Below are 19,619 nucleotides of genomic sequence, written 5' to 3' on the forward strand. Positions count from 1 at the left end.
CGCCCCTAGGCGGAACTACAGGGCCGGGCTACGCTCTATCCCCATCAGGAAGGGACGAGTACGGGAACCTGCACATGCCTCATTGGCTGATTATTGACCTTGAAGCCACAACGGATGACGGCGGCTGGCCCGTGACGGAGATGGAAGTCATCGAGATCGGTGCCAGCCTGGTCAACCGTCAGGGCCGCGAACTGGACCACTTCCAGCGCTTTGTGCGGCCCTTGCGCCGGCCATTGCTGACGCCCTTTTGTCGCAAACTCACCCATATCACCCAGGCCAATATCGACATGGCCGCGCCGATCACCGAGGTGTGGCCGCTGTTCGAGCGCTGGCTGGGCCAACATCAGCCACGCCTGGAAGGCTGGGCCAGTTGGGGTGACTATGATCGCGTGCAGCTTGAGCTGGAGTGGCAGCGCCATGGCCTCGCCAGCGCCCTGGGCGATACGCCGCATGTGAACCTCAAGCAACGCTTTGCCAAGGCCCGGCGCCTGGACAAGCCGCTGGGGCTCAATGGTGCGCTGCAATTGGCCGGAATGCAGTTCAATGGCCAGCAGCATCGCGCCCTGGAGGATGCACGCAACACCGCACGCCTGCTGCCGCTGATATTGCCGGTCTAGGCAGCGTCCACAGCCTTGGGCATACTGGCCAGCCATTTTCCTTTGTTGCTACTGCTACCCACCTGCACCAACGAAATCCTGTGGCGAGCAAGCTTGCTTGCGCTGGGGTGCGAAGCGCCCCCAAAAAACGGGGACTGCTACGCAGTCAACGGGAGCAAGCTCCCTCGCCACAGAAGCCCGCGCCTGCAGTGATGAGCGTAAGCATCCTTCTTTTCCGAGGATCCACCCATGTTCAAAGTCAACGAGTACTTCGACGGCACCGTCAAGTCGATCGCTTTCGGCACCGCAGAAGGGCCGGCGACCATCGGCGTGATGGCTCCGGGTGAATACGAATTCGGCACCGCCCAACGTGAAATCATGCACGTGGTCTCCGGCGCCCTGACCGTGAAGCTGCCCGACAGCAGCGACTGGGAAACCTTCGCTGCCGGCAGCCAGTTCAACGTACCGGCCAACAGCAAGTTCCAATTGAAGGTTGCGGTGGACACCGCCTACCTGTGTGAATACCGCGGCTAAGCGGTACCCGGCACACAAAAAAGCCCGTCTCCCACCAGACGGGCTTTTTTTATTCCAGCACCGTTACCGGCATGCCGACTTCCAGGCGCCCGATGCCATCGTTGACCAGGTTCTGGCCGAACATCGCGCCCTTTTCGGTCTTGCGGTAGGTTTCCAGTGTCGTGAAGGGCTCGCGGTCGGGGCTGCGCTCACCGGTCTGGGGGTCGATGGTGGTGAGGATGCACCGCGAACACGGCTTGACCACCCGAAACTCCACATCGCCGATGCGTAAGCGCTTCCAGCCGTCTTCGGCGAAGGCCTCGGCGCCTTCGATGACCAGGTTGGGACGAAAACGCAGCATCTGCATCGGGCGGCCGATCTTTACACACAAGTCGTCGAGGGAGCCCTGGCCGATCAACAGCAACGGATAGCCGTCAGCGAAGCCGACCTTGTCGTCATCCTTGCCATAACCGGCTTCGGTGGTGCGCGCACGTTCCAGGGGCAGTTGCACCAGGCGCGTCGGCTTGCCAATGAACGCGCTGACCCAGGCGGCGGCCTCATCGCCAGCATCCGGCACGCGCAGAGTGTCACGCCAAATGGTCACACCGCGCAGTTCGCTGGCGCTGCCCGGCAATGCCACATCCAGCGGCGCGTAGCCCGGCGAGCTCAGGGTCAGGCCCCCGCTGCTGTTCCACAACGCCGAGAGCTGGCTCATCTTCGCCACGGCCCGCTGCGTCAGGAACCGCCCGCTGGCTTCATCCACCAGCATCCAGCGTCGATCCCCGTCCAACCCGAGTTTATCCAGCCCAATCTGCTGCAAAGTTTCGGCCTTGCCGGACTTCAAGGGGTAACGGTACAACGCGCTGAGACGCAGCATGGGCCTGCCTTCCTAGGAAACAAAGTGTCATCCTAAAGTCAGGCGGGCATTTCGTCCAACATCAGTCGCTGGCGCACCACGTCCACCAGCTTGTCCGGCTGGAATTTGGAGAGGAAATTGTCGCAGCCGACCTTCTTGACCATCGAATCATTGAAGCTGCCCGACAGCGAGGTGTGCATCACCACGTACAGACCGCGCAGGCGTGGGTCGTTGCGGATCTCGGTGGTGAGGCGGTAGCCATCCATCTCGGGCATTTCAGCGTCGGTAAAGATCATCAGCAGTTTGTCGGTCATGACCTGGCCACTGTCAGCCCAGGCCTTGAGCATGTTCAGTGCCTTGAGGCCGTCGCTGGCAATGTGCATCTTCACACCCAACTGGCCCAGGGTGTCACGCAGCTGCGACAACGCCACGTTGGAGTCATCCACCAGCAGCACTTCGCGGCCACGGGCACGCTCCAGCACCGGGTCTTCAAGTTTGTCCCGGGAGACCTTGGCGTTGTAGGGCACGATCTCGGCGAGGACTTTTTCCACGTCGATGATTTCCACCAGTTGCTCATCGACCTTGCTGATGGCGGTGAGGTAGTGCTGGCGACCGGCGCTGGTCGGCGGCGGCAGGATGGCTTCCCAGTTCATGTTGACGATGCGGTCGACGCCGCCCACCAGGAACGCCTGCACCGAGCGGTTGTACTCGGTGACGATAATGGTGCTGTTGGGGCCCGGCACCAGAGGCCGCATACCGATGGCCTGGGACAGGTCGATCACCGGCAGGGTCTGGCCACGCAGGTTGACCACCCCGCACACGAACGGGTGGCGCTGGGGCATCAGGGTCAGCTTGGGCAACTGCAGCACTTCCTGCACTTTGAACACGTTGATCGCGAACAACTGCCGTCCGAAGAGGCGGAACATGAGAATTTCCAGGCGATTCTCACCCACCAATTGCGTGCGTTGATCTACCGTGTCGAGAATGCCGGCCATTAAAAGCTCCTGGTGTACACGCCGCAGGCGCGTTGAAAGGGTGTGCAACTGTATAAGCACGTTATCGGCGGCAAGCGCCGGACCTTGACCCGAATAAAATGCCATGTAAATCCATTGATGTCACACTGACATCATGCTTTACTGCCTAGGCCCCTGATGCTCTTTCAAGCCGCCTTGCGCGACAGTCGAATTGACGTGCAGTTCCACCACATAGGGGATTCCCCTATGCGCAATCAGGCCCAACCTGATATTCGCGATATCTAATAGCCATTAATGTGACGCCATTCTCATTGCATGAATGGAGTCAGGCTTTTGTTTGCCATCCCCAGCCCTTGGCCCACGGGCCTTTCAGGCACTCACGTATCGGCAACTGAAGTCGTGTCATCCCGTACAACCGGGGCTACATACGACTTTCGTGAGCACTTCGCTAAACGTCCTACTGGATTATCAGAATCGACCTACAAGTCCGAGCCGTATTTCAGCGCTAGTTTTACGTCATTCACCCGGTGCGACATCTCATCATCCGACCCTACGTTGCGGAGACCTGCATGATGAACGACGGTAACGAGTGGCAATCTGCACTTCCCGAGTTCCTGCACGAGGCTGAAAAGCTGCTGATCAGGTCAGAAGAGTGCTTGAACCACCTGCATTTGATTCGAAACGACAGTGACGCTATCGACTGCATGAAAGCCAGCCTGAACAAGCTCGCCGAGAGCGCAGACTGCCTCGCATTGCAGGCCATTAGCGAGTTCTCTCGGCAGATTCAATACTTGATTGCCAATGCCGTGAGCCCGGTGCAATTGCATGACCAGGCGCTGCATGCCTTGCATGACTGCTTGACGCTACTGGCCTGGCAACTGGAACTGATCGATATCCGTACTGGCAAGCTTAGTCTGGATGAAGAAGAGCAGTCGTCGCTGATTGAGGCGGTCAGCTTGCAGATCCCGCAAAAAGCCCCCCAATACACTCCGCAGCATGATCGGCGCGCACAATAAATATCAATTAGCTATCAATGCAATAACGATACAAACCAACTTTGTTAATACAACTTTCCATGTTGAACTCTGGGGTGCCTGCCCAGAGTATTCGCGTGGGCCATAAACCCAATCAGACGACCAACGCTAATAGGGGTGTTACTATGCGCCCCCCGAAGTGATTTAACTTCAACAGGCTTAAAAACGATTTGGCAGCGCACTCCAAACAGAGCCCGGTCAACCGGCCTCCCCGCAGTGAACCCTCATTGGCTCCATCCGCTATGTACGCCAGTTTCAAGTCACTTATCGCCAGGTCCGTGTCCCCCAGCCACGCACGCCGCCTTACCCTTTCGCTATGCCTGTGCTCGTTGGTGGCGAGCCTGTGGGTCTATCTGCTGGACGCGCCACTGCCGTTGCTGATCGTGCTGCTCAACCTCGCCACGCTGATGGTGGTCGGGCTGCAACAGTGGCGTTCGCGCACAGCCATCAAGTTCGAGCCTCAGGAACTGGCCGCCCGCTTATTGCAAGTTCAGGAGAACGAACGTCACCGACTCAGCCGCGAACTGCATGACGACATCGGCCAGCTACTGACAGCCGCCAAGCTGCAAAGTGAATGGCTGCAGCGCCGCCTGCCCCAGGATCTGCAAAACCATTGTTCGGTGCTGTGCAATACGCTCAATGAAACCCTGGCCAAGGTGCGTGACGTCTGCGCCATCCTCAACCCGCGCCAACTGACCAGCCTGGGCCTGGAAGCCAGCCTGCGCGCGCACCTGCTCAAGACCCTGGAAAACACCCAGGTGTGCTGGAGCCTGGAGTGCCAGCAACGGCTCACCGGCATCCCCGAAGAAATGGCCGTGGCGGCCTTTCGCGTCACTCAGGAAGCGGTGACCAACATGCTTCGCCATGCAAAGGCTCGCAACCTGCTGGTGCGTCTGCAACGCCTGCCTGAAGGCTTGTCGTTGATAATCTGCGATGACGGCCAGGGGTTCTTGCCTGCCCCCGATCCGGGCCGGGAAGGCCAACGGGGCATGGCCGGTATGTGCGAACGAACACACCAACTGGGAGGCACCTTTTCCGTCAGCAGCGAGCCCGGCAAAGGTACACGCATCAACGCACTTTTCCCTTGGGCGCCCCGCGCTCTCGAACGGGCCAGCGCCCCTAAGGTTCTCGAGTGACCTGCAATTTACTCTTGGTAGACGACCATGCACTGATTCGCGCCGGCGTGCGCGCGCTGATTCTGGATATTCCCGGCTACAGCGTCATCGGCGAAGCCAGCGATGGCGCGCAACTACTGGAGCAATACAGTGCCTTGCAGCCAGATATCGTGCTGCTCGACCTGTCGATGAAGCACACCGGCGGGCTGGATGCCTTGCAGCAACTCAAGCGTTTTTACCCCACGTGCAAGGTGCTGATTCTGTCGATGCACACCGAGCCGGACCTGATCATGCGCGCACTGGAGTCCGGTGCCCACGGCTACCTGCTCAAGGACACCACCGCCAACGAGCTGGAACATGCCCTGCTGGCCCTGCGTAACAACGAACGCTACCTGAGCCCCGCCATCGCCCACACAGTGATCAACCAGGCGCTGATCCGTAGCCAGGCCCCCAGCGCGCCTGTCGCCCACAGCCACAGCCTGACGGCGCGGCAACTGGAAATCCTGCGCTTGATCGTGCGCGGCAAATCCACCCGCGAAATTGCCCACGGCCTGGGCCTGAGCATCAAGACTGTCGAAGCCCACCGCTCGCAGATCATGAAGCGCTTGCAGATTTTTGACGTGGCGGGCCTGGTGTTATTTGCCGTGCGTGAGCAGATCATCAGCCTGGACGACTAACGGCGAACCCAGCGGCAAGTGCACGCGCAGGGCCTTGGGCAGCACCTCGAAGTGCAGGTCGTCGCCTTCCAGCGGCTCGCCGTCGAGGTTGATGTACAAGCCTTGTGCGACCTTGATCTTCACCCAGGGCAGGCGTGCGCGCACGAACATGGTGTCCAGGCCCCAGCCGTTGTTCATCAACTCACGCAACGTGCCGACCACCTCTTGAGGCGCCGGCAAGATGCTGACATCCAACAGCCCGTCATCAGCCAATGCACCGGGGCACAGCACATGCCCGCCACCGGCCTGGCGACCGTTACCGATGCCCAGCGCGAGCAACTCGCCTTTCCAATGGAAATCCGGGCCTTCCAATTCACCGTAGGCGGCTTTCAATTCACTGAAGCGGGTTAAACCGGTAAACAGGTACGCGGCACCGCCCAGGACCTTCTTCAGGTCTTCGGACGTGTTGGCCGTGACCTGGCTGCCAAAACCACCGGTGGCCATGTTCAGGAAGATTTGCCCACCGACCTGGCCCAGGTCAATCGCCTTGGGCGGCACATCCAGCAAGGCCAGGGCGCCAGCCGGCTCCAACGGCACGCCGGCGGCCTTGGCGAAATCATTGGCGGTACCCAGGGGCATCAGCACCAGGCTGGCGTCGGTGTTGGCATGGGCCATGGCTTCGGCCACATCGCGCAAGGTGCCGTCACCACCGCCGGCAATGATATGGGTGTACCCCTCGGCCAGCGCTTCATTGACCAGTCGCCGGGCATCGCCGCCCTCCCACGTCACCCGCACGGCCAGCTCCCCACCCTGCTCACGCCGGGCCAGCACGGCAGCGCGCACATCCTCGTTGAGGGCTTGTTTGCCGTGGAGGATCAACAGGGCTTTGGGGGCGGTCATTTGGGAGAATCTCCTGGGTCAAGGTGCTTGAAGGATGTTGACCTTTGGGGAACAGGAAAAGTCTGTGGCTGGAGAAAATTGATTGAAGTACACAGATCAAGAAGTGGGAGCTGGCTTGCCTGCGATGGCGGCGGTTCAATCGACAAAGACCTCAAATCTGCCACCCAACGGTAACCACGATGCGAAGCGAGCCGCTCTTGATCTTGATCTTGCTCTGCTTTTGATCTCAGGCGCCCCGTTAAACCACGCTGGCCGAACGCAGGCTTGAATTCGTGGCTAACCCGGCAGGACGCCGGGTTAGCCGCCCCGCGCCATGGATGGCGCGTGGCGGCGGCCCACGGATTCAAGACTGTGTTCGGGCACACCGAGCCTAAGCGAGGTGCCGAGTGGTGGGGCAAGAGCGCTTTGCTTACTTTCGCGCTTTTCGAAAGTGAGCCGCCGTCAGGGCGGAACCCTAAGTGGCCGTTACCGCAGGAATGGATATGTACTCGCTATAACAGCGTCGCCTGTCAGGCCGCCTTCGCGAGCAAGCCCGCTCCCACAGTTGGATTGTGGGGTGTCAGGCAGAGAAGTGTCGGCTGATAGGTCGTCATCGCAGGCAAGCCAGCTCCCACAGTTGGATCGGGGGTGTCAGGTAGAGAGGTGTCGGCTGGTAGGCCGTCATCGCAGGCAAGCCAGCTCCCACAGTTGGATCGGGGGTGTCAGGTAGAGAGGTGTCGGCTGGTAGGCCGTCATCGCAGGCAAGCCAGCTCCCACAGTTGGATCGGGGGTGTCAGGTAGAGAGGTGTCGGCTGGTAGGCCGTCATCGCAGGCAAGCCAGCTCCCACAGTTGGATCGGGGGTGTCAGGTAGAGAGGTGTCGGCTGGTAGGCCGTCATCGCAGGCAAGCCAGCTCCCACAGTTGGATCGGGGGTGTCAGGTAGAGAGGTGTCGGCTGGTAGGCCGTCATCGCAGGCAAGCCAGCTCCCACAGTTGATCGCTGCGGCGGCCAAGCCGCGTCGAGAATCAGCCCTTGTGCAACTTACTCATCAACTGCGCCTCGGCCTGGGTCAGCCCGCACGACTGGGTCAACTCATCCACCGTCGCCCCCATGCCAACCAGCTTGGCCGCCTGGGCAAACGACAGGTTCGACGGATCACGCTGCTCCAACTGCACCAACCTGTCCGGCAACGGCGCAAGAATCGCACGCAGTTCATGCACCTCATCCCCCACCCGCACCGCACTTTGCTGGTAATGATCAACGCGCTTGACCAGTTCCAGAATGCGCCGGTCACGCACCGCATCGCGCTCGGCCTGTTGCAAGGCCAACTCCCGCTGCTGGCGCACATAGCGCAGCACAAACGCCAAGGTCCCGGCCCACAACAGGGCCAGGACAATCACCGCTGCCTCAAGGAACAATCAGATGCTCTCCAGTTCCGACCACTCTTCTTCGCTCATCATCTTGTCCAGCTCAACCAGAATCAGCAGTTCGCCGTTCTTGTTGCACACGCCCTGGATGAACTTGGCCGACTCTTCGTTACCGACGTTCGGTGCGGTTTCCACTTCCGATTGGCGCAGGTAAACCACCTCGGCCACGCTGTCGACCAGGATGCCGACCACTTGCTTGTCGGCCTCGATGATCACGATACGGGTGTTGTCGCTGACTTCAACCGTGTCCAGGCCGAACCGCTGGCGGGTGTCGATCACCGTCACCACGTTGCCACGCAGGTTGATGATGCCCAGCACGTAGCTTGGCGCGCCTGGAACCGGGGCGATCTCGGTGTAGCGCAGCACTTCCTGCACGCGCATCACGTTAATGCCGTAGGTTTCGTTGTCCAGCTTGAAGGTCACCCATTGCAGGATCGGATCATCCAAACCTTGTGCGGACGCTGACTTGTTCATTCATCTGACCCCTTCAAATGCCGCTATCGACGGCGTGTGTGCACGTAGGCCGCGCAACCGCACGGCCCTTATTGTTCAATCAACTGCGTTTGTTCTGTGGCATTGCCTTCACCGCACCGCTGGCGATCAATTCGGCCAGTTCGGCGACATCCAGCAACGCGCACATGTGTTCAATCACCGTGCCCGCCAGCCACGGCCGCTGGCCGCGGTGGCTGCGCCATTTGATTTCATTGGGGTCCAGGCGCAACGAGCGGCTGACTTGATGCACCGCCAGCCCCCACTCGTAGCCCTGCACCGAGATCACGTATTGCAGGCCCTGGCGAAAATCATCGCGGTAGCGGTCGGGCATCACCCAGCGCGCCGTATCCAGCACCTTGAGGTTGCCGGCCTGGCTGGGCAGGATGCCGAGGAACCACTCCGGCTGCCCGAACAGCGGCGTCAGCTCCTGGCCTTCCAGGGAATAGATCGAGCCCAGGCACACCAGCGGCACCGCCAGGGTCAACCCGGCGACGTCGAACAGCAGGCACTCGAACGGCTCGGCAGCCCATGAGGGGCGACCGTCGCCCGTCACCGGTGGCGGCGTGATGCTGGGCGGCAGGTGCACGTCCACCAGCGGTTCGACCACCGGGGGCGCCACCACCGCGGGGGCGCTTGGCACCACCACGGGCACCTCCACCCCCTGCGCATCCCGTGCCTGCTCTTCCATCACCGCCTGCTGGAATTCATCCAGCGGGCTTTCGGGTTCGACAGCAGGCTCAAGTACCAGAATCGGTTCTGGCAGTTCCTCGGCCGTCGCATCCTGCAGCAAGGCATCCAGGTAGGATTCCAGTGCCAGTTGCGGGCGGGTCTTGAATTCGACAGGACGGTTCATCACGCCACCTGCGCCACAAGTTGTTGCGACAGCAGGTGCTTGAGCAACGCACGGTAGGCCAGCACGCCACGGCTCTTGCCGTCGAACTGCGACGGTGTGAGCCCGGCACGGCTGGCGTCACGCAGGCGCGTGTCCACCGGGATGTAACCGTTCCAGATAGTGTCCGGGTAGGCATCGCGCAATACGCGCAAGGTGCCGAGGGACGCCTGGGTGCGACGGTCGAACAAGGTCGGCACGATGCTGAACGGCAGCGCCTGCTTGCGCGAACGGTTGATCATCGCCAGGGTGCTGACCATACGCTCCAGGCCCTTGACCGCCAGGTGCTCGGTCTGCACCGGGATCACCAATTGCTGGCTGGCCGCCAACGCGTTGACCATCAGCACGCCGAGCAACGGCGGGCTGTCAATGATCGCGTAATCGAAGTCCTGCCACAGCTGCGCCAGGGTCTTGGCGATCACCAGGCCCAGGCCGCTCTGGCCTGGCGACTGGCGCTCCAGCGTGGCCAGGGCGGTGCTCGACGGCAGCAGGGAAATACTTTCGTTGCTGGTGGGCAACAGCAGTTGCCCAGGCAGATCCGCCGGCACGCTGCCCTTGTGCAAAAACAGGTCATAGCAGCTATGTTCCAGCGCATCCGGGTCGTAGCCGAAATAGCTGGTCATGGAACCGTGGGGGTCCAGGTCGACCACGACCACACGCTTGCCCGCTTCGGCCAGCAAACCGGCCAAGGCGATGGAAGTGGTGGTCTTGCCGACTCCACCCTTTTGATTGGCAACTGCCCAGACTCTCATTCGGTTGGTTCCTCCCGGCGGGCACAGGCGCGACCGAGACATTGCATACGGTTATTGAGCCAGCGACGGAGAATTGACGTTACTCGGTCGGACCGGCGGTTTGACAACGGGCGGTGCAGTTTGTGTGCCAGCACGCTTCAACGCCGCATCCGGGGTGGCATTGGCGGTGCCGGTTCCGGTCAGGCTGCGACGCACATCCAGGTTGCGCGAGACCACCAGCACCACCCGGCGGTTACGGGCGCGGCCTTCGACCGTGGCGTTATTGGCCACCGGCTGGAATTCACCATAGCCCACCGACGCCAGGCGCTGGGGGTTCACACCCTGCATCGCCAACATGCGCACGATGCTCGACGCGCGAGCCGAGGACAGTTCCCAGTTGGTCGGGTACTGCGCAGTGCTGATGGGGAAATTGTCGGTGAAGCCTTCCACGTGGATCGGGTTTTCAAACGGTTTGAGGATCGCCGCGACCTTGTCGATGATGGTGAACGCCTGGTCACTGGGCAATGCATCGGCACTGGCGAACAACAGGCTGGAGTTCAGCTCGATCTCCACCCACAACTCATTGCCGCGCACGGTCATCTGGTTGGAGCTGATCAGGTCGCCAAAGGCGGCACTGATATCGTCGGCGATGCTCTTGAGCGGGTCGCTGGTGCCTTGGATGCCAGCAGCGGTTTCATCACTGTCATTGACCAGAGGCTTGGCCGGGGTCACGGTCTTGGGCCGATCTTCGCCGATAGGGATCGGCTTGAGCGACCGCTCGGCATCGTTGAACACACCGACCAGCGCCTGGGAAATGATCTTGTACTTGCCTTCGTTGATCGACGAGATCGAGTACATCACCACAAAAAACGCGAACAGCAAGGTGATGAAGTCCGCGTAGGACACCAACCAGCGTTCGTGGTTGACGTGTTCCTCGGGCTCGCGACGGCGACGGCTCACAGGCAGTTCCTCCCCATCAATCCATGAAGCCCTGAAGCTTCAATTCGATGGAGCGCGGGTTCTCGCCCTCGGCAATCGACAGGATGCCTTCGAGCAACATTTCGCGATAACGCGACTGGCGCATGGCAATCGACTTGAGCTTGCTGGCCACCGGCAGCAGCACCAGGTTGGCACTGGCCACGCCGTAGATGGTCGCGACAAATGCCACGGCAATACCGCTGCCCAGTTGCGAAGGATCGGCCAGGTTGCCCATCACGTGGATCAGGCCCATCACCGCGCCGATGATGCCAATGGTCGGCGCGTAGCCGCCCATGCTTTCAAAGACTTTGGCCGCGTTGATGTCACGGCTTTCCTGAGTGTAGAAGTCCACTTCGAGGATGCTGCGGATCGCTTCCGGTTCGGCGCCATCGACCAACAGTTGCAGGCCTTTGCGCGCGTAGCTGTCAGGCTCGGCATCGGCCACGCCTTCCAGGCCCAGCAGGCCTTCCTTGCGGGCGGTGAGGCTCCAATTGACCACGCGGTCGATGCCGCCTGCCAGGTCGACCCGTGGCGGAAAAATGATCCACACCAGAATCTGCATGGCACGCTTGAATGAGCTCAGGGGCGACTGCAACAACGCCGCGCCCACGGTGCCACCGATCACGATCAGCGCTGCCGGGCCGTTGGCCAAGGCGCCGAGGTGGCCGCCTTCCAGGTAGTTGCCACCAATAATGGCGACAAACGCCATGGTGATGCCGATCAGGCTCAACACATCCATCAGAGGCAGGCCTCCACCAGGTGCTTGCCGATGTCGTCCAGGCTGTAGACCGCATCGGCCAGGTCAGCCTTGACGATGGCCATGGGCATGCCATAGATCACGCAACTGGCTTCATCCTGGGCCCAGATGGCGCTGCCGCCCTGCTTGAGCAGGCGCGCACCTTCACGGCCATCGGCGCCCATGCCGGTGAGCACCACCGCCAGAACTTTGTCGCCATAGGACTTGGCCGCCGAACCGAAGGTGATGTCCACACACGGCTTGTAGTTCAGGCGCTCATCGCCCGGCAGGATTTTGATCGCGCCACGCCCATCCACCATCATCTGCTTGCCGCCCGGCGCCAGCAGTGCCAGGCCAGGACGCAGAATGTCGCCATCCTCGGCTTCCTTGACGGTGATACGGCACAGCTTGTCCAAGCGCTCGGCGAACGCCTTGGTGAATGCCGCCGGCATGTGCTGCACCAGCACAATCGGCGCAGGGAAGTTGGCCGGCAGTTGGGTCAATACCCGCTGCAAGGCCACCGGGCCGCCGGTGGAGGTGCCGATGGCGACCAGCTTGTAAGCCTTGCGCTTGGGTGCCGGCGAATGCGCACTCGGCGCTGCGGCGGCACGCACCGGCGCGACCGCAGGCCGGGCCACGGGCGCCGGGGCCGGGCGCGCAAACGACGAACTGGGCGCCGCTGCGGCGGGCGCAGGCGTAGGGGCTGGCGCAGGTGTGCTGAACAGGCTGCGACGGTTACTGCGGGAAATGCTGTGCACCTTCTCGCACAGCATCTGCTTGACCTTGTCAGGGTTGCGCGAGATGTCTTCGAAATTCTTCGGCAAAAAGTCCACCGCGCCGGCATCCAAAGCGTCGAGGGTCACCCGCGCGCCTTCGTGAGTCAGCGAGGAAAACATCAATACCGGTGTAGGGCAGCGTTGCATGATGTGGCGCACGGCCGTGATGCCATCCATCATCGGCATCTCGTAGTCCATGGTGATCACGTCCGGCTTCAAGGCAATGGCTTGATCGATCGCCTCTTTGCCGTTGGTGGCCGTGCCGACCACCTGGATCGTTGGATCAGCGGAAAGAATTTCCGAGACGCGGCGGCGGAAGAAACCCGAATCGTCCACCACCAGGACCTTGACTGCCATAAACACTCCGTTAGGCGGGGCGGGCATGACCGCCCTGCCCCACCAGAATCAAATACGCCGTGCGGCGTAACGCTTGAGCATGCTCGGAACATCGAGAATCAGTGCGATGCGACCGTCACCGGTAATGGTTGCGCCCGACATGCCTGGGGTTCCCTGCAGCATCTTGCCCAAAGGCTTGATCACCACTTCTTCCTGGCCCACCAGTTGGTCGACCACAAAGCCGATGCGCTGGGTACCCACGGACAGAATCACCACATGGCCTTCGCGTTGTTCTTCATGGGCGGCCGAGGCCACCAGCCAACGCTTGAGGTAGAACAGCGGCAACGCCTTGTCACGCACGATCACCACTTCCTGGCCGTCCACCACGTTAGTGCGCGACAGGTCGAGGTGGAAGATCTCGTTGACGTTGACCAGCGGGAAGGCGAACGCCTGGTTGCCCAGCATCACCATCAGGGTCGGCATGATCGCCAGGGTCAACGGCACCTTGATGACGATCTTGGAGCCCTGGCCCTTGGTCGAGTAGATATTGATCGAGCCGTTGAGCTGGCTGATCTTGGTCTTCACCACGTCCATGCCCACGCCACGCCCGGACACGTCGGAGATCTCGGTTTTGGTCGAAAAGCCCGGGGCAAAGATCAGGTTGTAGCACTCGGTGTCGGTCAGGCGGTCGGCGGCGTCCTTGTCCATCACGCCGCGCTTGACCGCGATATTGCGCAAGATGGTCGGGTCCATGCCTTTGCCGTCATCGGTGATCGACAGCAGGATGTGGTCGCCCTCTTGCTCCGCCGCCAAAATCACTTTGCCGTTGCGGGACTTGCCCGCAGCTTCGCGTTCTTCCGGCGTTTCTACGCCGTGGTCGACCGCGTTGCGCACCAAGTGGACCAGCGGGTCAGCCAGAGCCTCGACGAGGTTTTTGTCGAGGTCGGTTTCTTCGCCCACCAGTTCCAGGTTGATTTCTTTCTTGAGCTGGCGCGCCAGGTCACGAACCAGGCGCGGGAAACGGCCGAAGACTTTCTTGATCGGCTGCATCCGCGTTTTCATCACCGCGGTTTGCAGGTCGGCGGTGACCACGTCGAGGTTCGACACGGCCTTCTGCATGGCTTCGTCGCCGCTGTTCAGGCCCAGGCGCACCAGGCGGTTACGCACCAGCACCAGTTCGCCCACCATGTTCATGATGTCGTCCAGGCGCGCGGTATCCACACGCACGGTGGTTTCGGCTTCGCTGGCAGGTTTTTCCGCTGCCGCTGGGGCCGCTGCACGCGCAGGGGCCGGGGCGGCGGCAGGTGCTGGCTTGGCTGCCGGCGCAGGTTTGGCAGCAACCGGTGCCGCAGTGGCTGGTGCTGCAACCTGCGCGGCCGCGGCCGGGGCCACTTCGCTGAACTTGCCTTTGCCGTGCAGCTCGTCGAGCAAGGCTTCGAATTCGTGATCCGAGATCAACCCGTCACCGGCCGGTGCGGTACTGGCCGCTGGCGCAGCGGCGGCGGCAGTCGCTGCAACCTCGGGCAGGGCTTCGGCCACAAAGGTGCCTTTGCCATGCAGTTGGTCGAGCAGTGCCTCGAATTCGTCGTCGGTAATGTCAGTGCTGGTGTTGGCAGCGGGTGCTTCTGGCGTCGCCGCAGGAGGTGCCACGGCATCCGCCGCGAACTGGCCTTTGCCGTGCAACTGGTCGAGCAACGACTCGAACTCGGCGTCCGTAATGTCTTCACTGCTCGGCGTCGCGGCAGGCTGCACCGGCACTTCAGCTTCGGCCTTGACCGCGCTGAGGGAGTTGAGCAGTTGTTCGAACTCGCTGTCGGTCACGTCCGGCTCGGCTTGCGCCACCGGCTCCGGTGCGGCCTCGACCACCGGCGCAGCCGCGGTATCGGCAGGTTCGGCCAGGCGCGCCAGGGCGGCCAGCAGTTCCGGCGTGGCGGCAGTGATCGGTGCACGTTCACGCACTTGGCTGAACATGCCGTTGACCGCATCCAGTGCTTCGAGAATCACGTCCATCAGTTCCGAGTCGACGTGACGCTCACCCTTGCGCAGGATGTCGAAAACGTTCTCGGCGATGTGACAGCACTCCACCAGCTCATGGAGCTGGAGGAAGCCGGCGCCCCCTTTTACAGTGTGAAAACCGCGAAAAATTGCATTGAGCAGGTTCGCATCATCCGGTCGGCTTTCCAGCTCGACCAGTTGTTCGGACAGTTGCTCTAGAATTTCGCCGGCCTCTACAAGGAAATCCTGAAGGATTTCTTCATCGGCGCCGAAGCTCATGTGGGTGCTCCTTAGAAGCCTAAACTGGATAACAGGTCATCTACGTCATCCTGACCTGACACAACGTCTTCACGTTTATCGGCATGAATCTGCGGACCTTCACCCTTGGCGAGATGTTTTTGTGGATCTTTTTCAGAGAGGATCGCTTCACGGTCATGTTCGATGCCGGCAAAACGATCGACCTGGCCGGCCATCAGCACCAATTTGAGCAAGTTGCTTTCCACTTCGGTAACCAACTGGGTCACGCGCTTGATCACCTGGCCGGTGAGGTCCTGGTAATCCTGGGCCAGCAGGATGTCGTTGAGGTTGCTGGCCACCGTGCGGTTTTCCTGTTCGCTGCGCGACAGGAACCCGTCGACGCGACGCGCCAGTTCACGAAACTCTTCAGCGCCCACTTCGCGGCGCATGAAGCGGCCCCAGTCCTGGCTCAAGGCCTGGGCTTCGGTGGCCATGCCGTTGACCAGGGGCGTGGCGTTTTCCACCAGGTCCATGGTGCGGTTGGCCGCCGCCTCAGTCAGCCTGACCACATAGGACAGGCGCTCGGTGGCGTCGGTAATCTGGGAAATTTCTTCGGCCTGGGGCATGCGCGGGTCAATCTGGAAATTGACGATTGCGCTGTGCAGCTCGCGTGTGAGCTTGCCCACTTCCTGGTACAGGCCGCGGTCACGGGTCTGGTTAAGCTCATGGATCAACTGCACCGCATCGGCGAACTGGCCTTTTTCCAGGCTGTCGACCAACTGGTGAGCATGTTTTTTCAGGGTCGACTCAAAGTCGCCCTGTGACGTTTCGTTATGCTCCATAGCTCCCCCGCGATGGCATTAGCCGTGGATGCGTTCGAAGATTTTCTCGATCTTCTCTTTCAAGGCCAGTGCCGTGAATGGTTTGACCACATAACCGTTGACCCCGGCTTGGGCGGCTTCGATGATCTGTTCGCGCTTGGCTTCGGCGGTCACCATCAGCACAGGCAAGCTGCGCAGTTTTTCATCGGCGCGCACATGGCGCAGCAGGTCGATACCGGTCATGCCCGGCATGTTCCAGTCGGTTACCAGAAAGTCGATGCTCCCGCTGTTGAGGATCGGAATGGCCGTCAGGCCATCATCCGCCTCGACCGTGTTGGTGAACCCAAGGTCACGCAACAGGTTTTTAATGATCCGCCGCATCGTTGAGAAGTCATCAACGATGAGGATTTTCATGTTCTTGTCCAATTCGACCTCCAAGCAGTCTTAAACGCGCCCAGCACCTGGACGCGCCATTTCAATCAACAGGCGTTACACAAAAAGGACTGCCCAGGGCACCACGGCACGTAGCCGCGAAACCTTGCGATCTCACGGCAGCGTCTGCAGTGCCCCCACACTGCCTGTCAGCGCGCGCGCCACTCGGCCAATCGCCCCCGCAAGCGGGCTGCGCACTGGCTATGCAACTGGCTGACACGCGATTCGCTGACCCCCAGGACCTCACCGATTTCCTTGAGGTTCAGCTCTTCGTCGTAGTACAGCGCCAGCACCAGCCGCTCACGCTCCGGCAAGTTGGCGATTGCATCGGCCAACGCGCCCTGGAAACGTTCATCTTCCAGGTCGCGTGACGGCTCCGTATGCGCGCTCGCGCCGTCCTCGTGCAGCCCTTCGTGTTCGCCGTCCTGTAAAAGGTCGTCAAAACTGAACAGGCGGCTGCCCAAGGTATCGTTCAAAATCCCGTAATAATCGTCGAGACTCAATTGGAGTTCGGCCGCAACTTCATGATCTTTAGCGTCACGACCGGTTTTTGCTTCAATTGCTCGAATTGCATCACTGACCATGCGCGTATTGCGGTGTACCGAACGCGGCGCCCAATCGCCTTTACGCACCTCGTCGAGCATCGCGCCACGGATACGGATACCCGCATACGTTTCGAAACTGGCACCCTTGCTGGCGTCGTATTTGGTCGAGACTTCAAGCAGGCCGATCATGCCGGCCTGGATCAAGTCTTCAACCTGCACACTCGCGGGCAGGCGCGCCAACAGGTGATAGGCAATGCGCTTGACCAACGGCGCATAGCGCTCGATCAATTCGCCCTGGCTGTCACGTGCCGACTTTTTGTAAAGGTTGTAGCCGCTGGATGTCATAGCACCGGTCCTGCGCTCGTCTGATGCACCAAACGCTCGACGAAAAACTCCAGATGCCCCCGCGGGTTGGCGGGCAACGGCCAGGTATCGACCTTCTGGGCAATGGCCTTGAACGCCAGTGCGCATTTCGAACGAGGGAACGCTTCGTAGACCGCACGCTGCTTTTGCACGGCCTTGCGCACACACTCGTCATAGGGAACTGCGCCGACGTATTGTAAAGCCACATCGAGGAAGCGATCCGTGACCTTGGTCAACTTGGCGAACAGGTTGCGCCCTTCCTGCGGGCTCTGGGCCATGTTGGCCAGCACGCGGAAGCGATTCATGCCGTAGTCACGGTTAAGCAGTTTGATCAGCGCGTAGGCATCGGTGATCGAGGTGGGCTCGTCGCACACCACCAACAGCACTTCCTGCGCTGCGCGCACAAAGCTGACCACCGACTCGCCGATCCCGGCGGCGGTGTCGATCACCAGCACGTCGAGGTTGTCGCCGATGTCGCTGAACGCCTGGATCAGCCCGGCATGCTGCGCGGGGCTCAGGTGCACCATGCTCTGGGTGCCCGAGGCCGCCGGCACGATGCGAATGCCACCAGGGCCCTGGAGCAGCACATCGCGCAGCTCGCAGCGGCCCTCGATCACATCGGCCAGGGTATGTTTGGGTGTCAGCCCCAGGAGAACGTCCACGTTCGCCAAGCCCAGGTCAGCATCCAGCAGCATGACGCGACGGCCAAGCTCTGCCAGGGCCAGGGACAAATTCACTGACACGTTAGTTTTCCCGACGCCACCTTTGCCGCCGGTCACCGCGATCACCTGTACGGGATGCATGCTGCCCATTTTATTTCTTTACCTTGTCTTGCTTAGACGCAGGCTACATGGCTTGGCCGCGTGAATCGCTTGCAGACCATCGATGTAGGTACATTTCACGGTGTTCATCCTGCCTCAACCCACCCGTTTAGCCGGGTGGTGGTAAAGGTCGGCGAACATATCGGCCATCGCTTCCTCGCTAGGCTCGTCTTGCATTTGCACACTCACGGCACGGCTGACCAACTGATGACGGCGCGGCAGATGCAGATCATCCGGGATCCGCGGCCCGTCGGTGAGGTAGGCAACCGGTAATTCATGGCTGATGGCCAGGCTCAATACCTCGCCCAGGCTCGCGGTTTCGTCGAGTTTGGTGAGGATGCAGCCGGCCAGGCCGCAACGCTTGTAGCTGTGATAGGCAGCGGTAAGAACCTGTTTCTGGCTGGTGGTTGCAAGCACCAGGTAATTTTTCGACTTGATGCCACGCCCGGCCAGGCTTTCGAGCTGCATGCGCAGCGCTGGATCACTGGCTTGCAGGCCGGCGGTATCGATCAGCACCACGCGCTTGCGCAGCAACGGCTCGAGGGCATTGGCCAGGGACTGGCCCGGGTCGACATGGGTCACCGGCACGTTGAGAATGCGGCCCAGGGTCTTGAGCTGCTCCTGGGCGCCGATGCGGTAGCTGTCCATGCTCACCAACGCGATATTCTGTGCGCCGTACTTAAGCACATAACGGGCGGCCAGCTTGGCCAGGGTGGTGGTCTTGCCCATGCCGGCGGGGCCGACCATGGCGATCACACCGCCCTCTTCCAGGGGTTCGATTTCCGGCGTGGCGATCATGCGCGCCAGATGCGCCAGCAACATGCGCCAGGCCTGACGAGGTTCTTCGACTTCGGCGGTCAAGGCCAGCAGGTCGCGGGACAACGGGCCGGACAAGCCGATGCGTTGCAAGCGGCGCCACAGGTTGGCTTGCTGCGGCTTGCTGCCTTGCAACTGAGTCCAGGCCAACGAGCCCAGCTGCACTTCGAGCAATTCACGCAGGCCATTGAGTTCAAAGCGCATCGAGTCGATCACACGCTGGTCAACTGCGGCGGCCGGGGCAGGCGCTGCAGGACGCGGCGGTTCGACAAAGGTGGGCTCAACCAGCGGCTCGGCGGCGGTCAGCGGCAGGCCGGCGAATAATTGGCGATTGGTGCTGGCATCGCTGTCACCGCGCATGCTCAGTTCAGCCTGGGCCGACACAATGCGCGAGGCGGTCTTGCGCAGCTCGTCTTCGAGTTCCATGTTCGGCACGCGCGGGGCCAGCGCCTGGGGCGTATAATCCAGGGCAGCCGTCAGCTCGACACCGCCAGCAATCCGACGGTTACCGATAATCGCGGCATCGGCGCCCAGCTCATCGCGGACCAACTTCATGGCCTGACGCATATCGGCGGCGAAAAAACGCTTAACTTGCATAACC

At 61.2% G+C, this 19,619-nt stretch carries 21 protein-coding genes; 5 read left to right on the plus strand and 16 right to left on the minus strand.

The features are described from left to right. The first annotated feature begins 74 nt into the window (after positions 1 to 74). Together RHM69_RS11640 and RHM69_RS11645 are read left to right on the plus strand one after the other, a co-directional pair. A complete protein-coding gene (locus RHM69_RS11640) occupies positions 75 to 617 on the plus strand; it encodes an exonuclease domain-containing protein (RefSeq protein WP_019818536.1) in 543 nt (180 codons plus the stop codon). A 228-nt stretch (positions 618 to 845) separates the two neighbouring features. Beyond that, entirely contained in the window at positions 846 to 1,130 is a 285-nt protein-coding gene (locus RHM69_RS11645) for a pyrimidine/purine nucleoside phosphorylase (protein WP_003226701.1), read from the plus strand. 49 nt (positions 1,131 to 1,179) lie between these two features. Here the strand turns inward: RHM69_RS11645 and RHM69_RS11650 are convergent, their stop codons facing one another. Further along, positions 1,180 to 1,986 (minus strand): MOSC domain-containing protein, encoded by an 807-nt coding sequence (locus RHM69_RS11650; protein WP_200600118.1) that lies wholly within the window; start codon positions 1,984 to 1,986, stop codon positions 1,180 to 1,182. 38 nt (positions 1,987 to 2,024) lie between these two features. Next, complete coding sequence (locus RHM69_RS11655; protein WP_003192887.1) at positions 2,025 to 2,960, minus strand: chemotaxis protein CheV; 936 nt, start codon at positions 2,958 to 2,960, stop codon at positions 2,025 to 2,027. Between the two features lie 548 nt (positions 2,961 to 3,508). Here RHM69_RS11655 and RHM69_RS11660 point away from each other — a divergent pair. The 3 genes from RHM69_RS11660 (at position 3,509) to RHM69_RS11670 (ending at position 5,765) form a co-directional block, all read left to right on the plus strand. Continuing rightward, positions 3,509 to 3,955, plus strand: coding sequence for a hypothetical protein (locus tag RHM69_RS11660; RefSeq protein ID WP_014719326.1), 447 nt, complete (start codon positions 3,509 to 3,511; stop codon positions 3,953 to 3,955). A 260-nt stretch (positions 3,956 to 4,215) separates the two neighbouring features. Beyond that, positions 4,216 to 5,109: a sensor histidine kinase gene (locus RHM69_RS11665; RefSeq protein ID WP_014719327.1), complete on the plus strand. Its 894-nt coding sequence runs from the start codon at positions 4,216 to 4,218 to the stop codon at positions 5,107 to 5,109. Then, a complete protein-coding gene (locus tag RHM69_RS11670; RefSeq protein WP_014719328.1) occupies positions 5,106 to 5,765 on the plus strand; it encodes a response regulator transcription factor in 660 nt (219 codons plus the stop codon). The genes RHM69_RS11665 and RHM69_RS11670 overlap by 4 nt, the downstream gene beginning before the upstream one ends. Here RHM69_RS11670 and yegS read toward each other — a convergent pair. The 14 genes from yegS to flhF form a co-directional block, all read right to left on the minus strand. After that, positions 5,724 to 6,644, minus strand: a complete 921-nt coding sequence (gene yegS / locus RHM69_RS11675; RefSeq protein WP_019818546.1) for a lipid kinase YegS — start codon at positions 6,642 to 6,644, stop codon at positions 5,724 to 5,726. The genes RHM69_RS11670 and yegS overlap by 42 nt on opposite strands. Before the next feature lie 1,004 nt (positions 6,645 to 7,648). After that, on the minus strand, positions 7,649 to 8,041 hold the full coding sequence (locus RHM69_RS11680) for a DUF2802 domain-containing protein (RefSeq protein ID WP_014719330.1): 393 nt from the start codon (positions 8,039 to 8,041) through the stop codon (positions 7,649 to 7,651). Further along, positions 8,042 to 8,524: a chemotaxis protein CheW gene (locus RHM69_RS11685; protein WP_003192896.1), complete on the minus strand. Its 483-nt coding sequence runs from the start codon at positions 8,522 to 8,524 to the stop codon at positions 8,042 to 8,044. Positions 8,525 to 8,603: 79 nt separating this feature from the next. Next, a complete protein-coding gene (locus RHM69_RS11690) occupies positions 8,604 to 9,395 on the minus strand; it encodes a CheW domain-containing protein (RefSeq protein ID WP_014719331.1) in 792 nt (263 codons plus the stop codon). Further along, positions 9,395 to 10,183: a ParA family protein gene (locus tag RHM69_RS11695; protein ID WP_014719332.1), complete on the minus strand. Its 789-nt coding sequence runs from the start codon at positions 10,181 to 10,183 to the stop codon at positions 9,395 to 9,397. The genes RHM69_RS11690 and RHM69_RS11695 overlap by 1 nt, the downstream gene beginning before the upstream one ends. Before the next feature lie 51 nt (positions 10,184 to 10,234). Next, complete coding sequence (gene motD / locus RHM69_RS11700; RefSeq protein ID WP_032902452.1) at positions 10,235 to 11,122, minus strand: flagellar motor protein MotD; 888 nt, start codon at positions 11,120 to 11,122, stop codon at positions 10,235 to 10,237. Positions 11,123 to 11,138: 16 nt separating this feature from the next. Further along, positions 11,139 to 11,879 (minus strand): flagellar motor protein, encoded by a 741-nt coding sequence (locus tag RHM69_RS11705; protein ID WP_003192902.1) that lies wholly within the window; start codon positions 11,877 to 11,879, stop codon positions 11,139 to 11,141. Next, complete coding sequence (locus RHM69_RS11710; protein WP_003192904.1) at positions 11,879 to 13,009, minus strand: protein-glutamate methylesterase/protein-glutamine glutaminase; 1,131 nt, start codon at positions 13,007 to 13,009, stop codon at positions 11,879 to 11,881. Before RHM69_RS11710 ends, RHM69_RS11705 begins: the two co-directional genes overlap by 1 nt. A 48-nt stretch (positions 13,010 to 13,057) precedes the next feature. Next, positions 13,058 to 15,262 (minus strand): chemotaxis protein CheA, encoded by a 2,205-nt coding sequence (locus RHM69_RS11715; protein WP_014719334.1) that lies wholly within the window; start codon positions 15,260 to 15,262, stop codon positions 13,058 to 13,060. A gap of 11 nt (positions 15,263 to 15,273) precedes the next feature. Beyond that, positions 15,274 to 16,062, minus strand: coding sequence for a protein phosphatase CheZ (locus RHM69_RS11720; RefSeq protein WP_003192906.1), 789 nt, complete (start codon positions 16,060 to 16,062; stop codon positions 15,274 to 15,276). Positions 16,063 to 16,080: 18 nt separating this feature from the next. After that, entirely contained in the window at positions 16,081 to 16,455 is a 375-nt protein-coding gene (locus RHM69_RS11725) for a chemotaxis response regulator CheY (RefSeq protein ID WP_003192908.1), read from the minus strand. Positions 16,456 to 16,622: 167 nt separating this feature from the next. Further along, the gene (gene fliA / locus RHM69_RS11730) at positions 16,623 to 17,363 is read right to left on the minus strand and encodes an RNA polymerase sigma factor FliA (protein ID WP_003192909.1); all 741 of its coding nucleotides are present in this window, start codon (positions 17,361 to 17,363) and stop codon (positions 16,623 to 16,625) included. Next, positions 17,360 to 18,193, minus strand: coding sequence for a flagellar synthesis regulator FleN (gene fleN, locus RHM69_RS11735; RefSeq protein ID WP_003192912.1), 834 nt, complete (start codon positions 18,191 to 18,193; stop codon positions 17,360 to 17,362). Before fleN ends, fliA begins: the two co-directional genes overlap by 4 nt. A gap of 105 nt (positions 18,194 to 18,298) precedes the next feature. Further along, positions 18,299 to 19,615 carry a flagellar biosynthesis protein FlhF gene (gene flhF, locus RHM69_RS11740; protein ID WP_019818351.1) on the minus strand — a complete coding sequence of 439 codons (1,317 nt, stop codon included), beginning with the start codon at positions 19,613 to 19,615 and terminating at the stop codon, positions 18,299 to 18,301. Positions 19,616 to 19,619 lie beyond the last annotated feature (4 nt).

It is taken from the genome of Pseudomonas sp. CCI1.1 (assembly GCF_034348165.1).
Taxonomy (GTDB): Bacteria; Pseudomonadota; Gammaproteobacteria; order Pseudomonadales; family Pseudomonadaceae; genus Aquipseudomonas; species Aquipseudomonas paracarnis.

Coding starts and splice junctions, on each gene's coding strand:
- RHM69_RS11640 (WP_019818536.1), top strand. CDS start 75: ATGCCTCATTGGCTGATTATTGACCTTGAAGCCACAACGGATGACGGC.
- RHM69_RS11645 (WP_003226701.1), top strand. CDS start 846: ATGTTCAAAGTCAACGAGTACTTCGACGGCACCGTCAAGTCGATCGCT.
- RHM69_RS11650 (WP_200600118.1), bottom strand. CDS start 1,986: ATGCTGCGTCTCAGCGCGTTGTACCGTTACCCCTTGAAGTCCGGCAAG.
- RHM69_RS11655 (WP_003192887.1), bottom strand. CDS start 2,960: ATGGCCGGCATTCTCGACACGGTAGATCAACGCACGCAATTGGTGGGT.
- RHM69_RS11660 (WP_014719326.1), top strand. CDS start 3,509: ATGATGAACGACGGTAACGAGTGGCAATCTGCACTTCCCGAGTTCCTG.
- RHM69_RS11665 (WP_014719327.1), top strand. CDS start 4,216: ATGTACGCCAGTTTCAAGTCACTTATCGCCAGGTCCGTGTCCCCCAGC.
- yegS (WP_019818546.1), bottom strand. CDS start 6,644: ATGACCGCCCCCAAAGCCCTGTTGATCCTCCACGGCAAACAAGCCCTC.
- RHM69_RS11685 (WP_003192896.1), bottom strand. CDS start 8,524: ATGAACAAGTCAGCGTCCGCACAAGGTTTGGATGATCCGATCCTGCAA.
- RHM69_RS11690 (WP_014719331.1), bottom strand. CDS start 9,395: ATGAACCGTCCTGTCGAATTCAAGACCCGCCCGCAACTGGCACTGGAA.
- RHM69_RS11695 (WP_014719332.1), bottom strand. CDS start 10,183: ATGAGAGTCTGGGCAGTTGCCAATCAAAAGGGTGGAGTCGGCAAGACC.
- RHM69_RS11705 (WP_003192902.1), bottom strand. CDS start 11,879: ATGGATGTGTTGAGCCTGATCGGCATCACCATGGCGTTTGTCGCCATT.
- RHM69_RS11710 (WP_003192904.1), bottom strand. CDS start 13,009: ATGGCAGTCAAGGTCCTGGTGGTGGACGATTCGGGTTTCTTCCGCCGC.
- RHM69_RS11715 (WP_014719334.1), bottom strand. CDS start 15,262: ATGAGCTTCGGCGCCGATGAAGAAATCCTTCAGGATTTCCTTGTAGAG.
- RHM69_RS11720 (WP_003192906.1), bottom strand. CDS start 16,062: ATGGAGCATAACGAAACGTCACAGGGCGACTTTGAGTCGACCCTGAAA.
- RHM69_RS11725 (WP_003192908.1), bottom strand. CDS start 16,455: ATGAAAATCCTCATCGTTGATGACTTCTCAACGATGCGGCGGATCATT.
- fliA (WP_003192909.1), bottom strand. CDS start 17,363: ATGACATCCAGCGGCTACAACCTTTACAAAAAGTCGGCACGTGACAGC.
- fleN (WP_003192912.1), bottom strand. CDS start 18,193: ATGGGCAGCATGCATCCCGTACAGGTGATCGCGGTGACCGGCGGCAAA.
- flhF (WP_019818351.1), bottom strand. CDS start 19,615: ATGCAAGTTAAGCGTTTTTTCGCCGCCGATATGCGTCAGGCCATGAAG.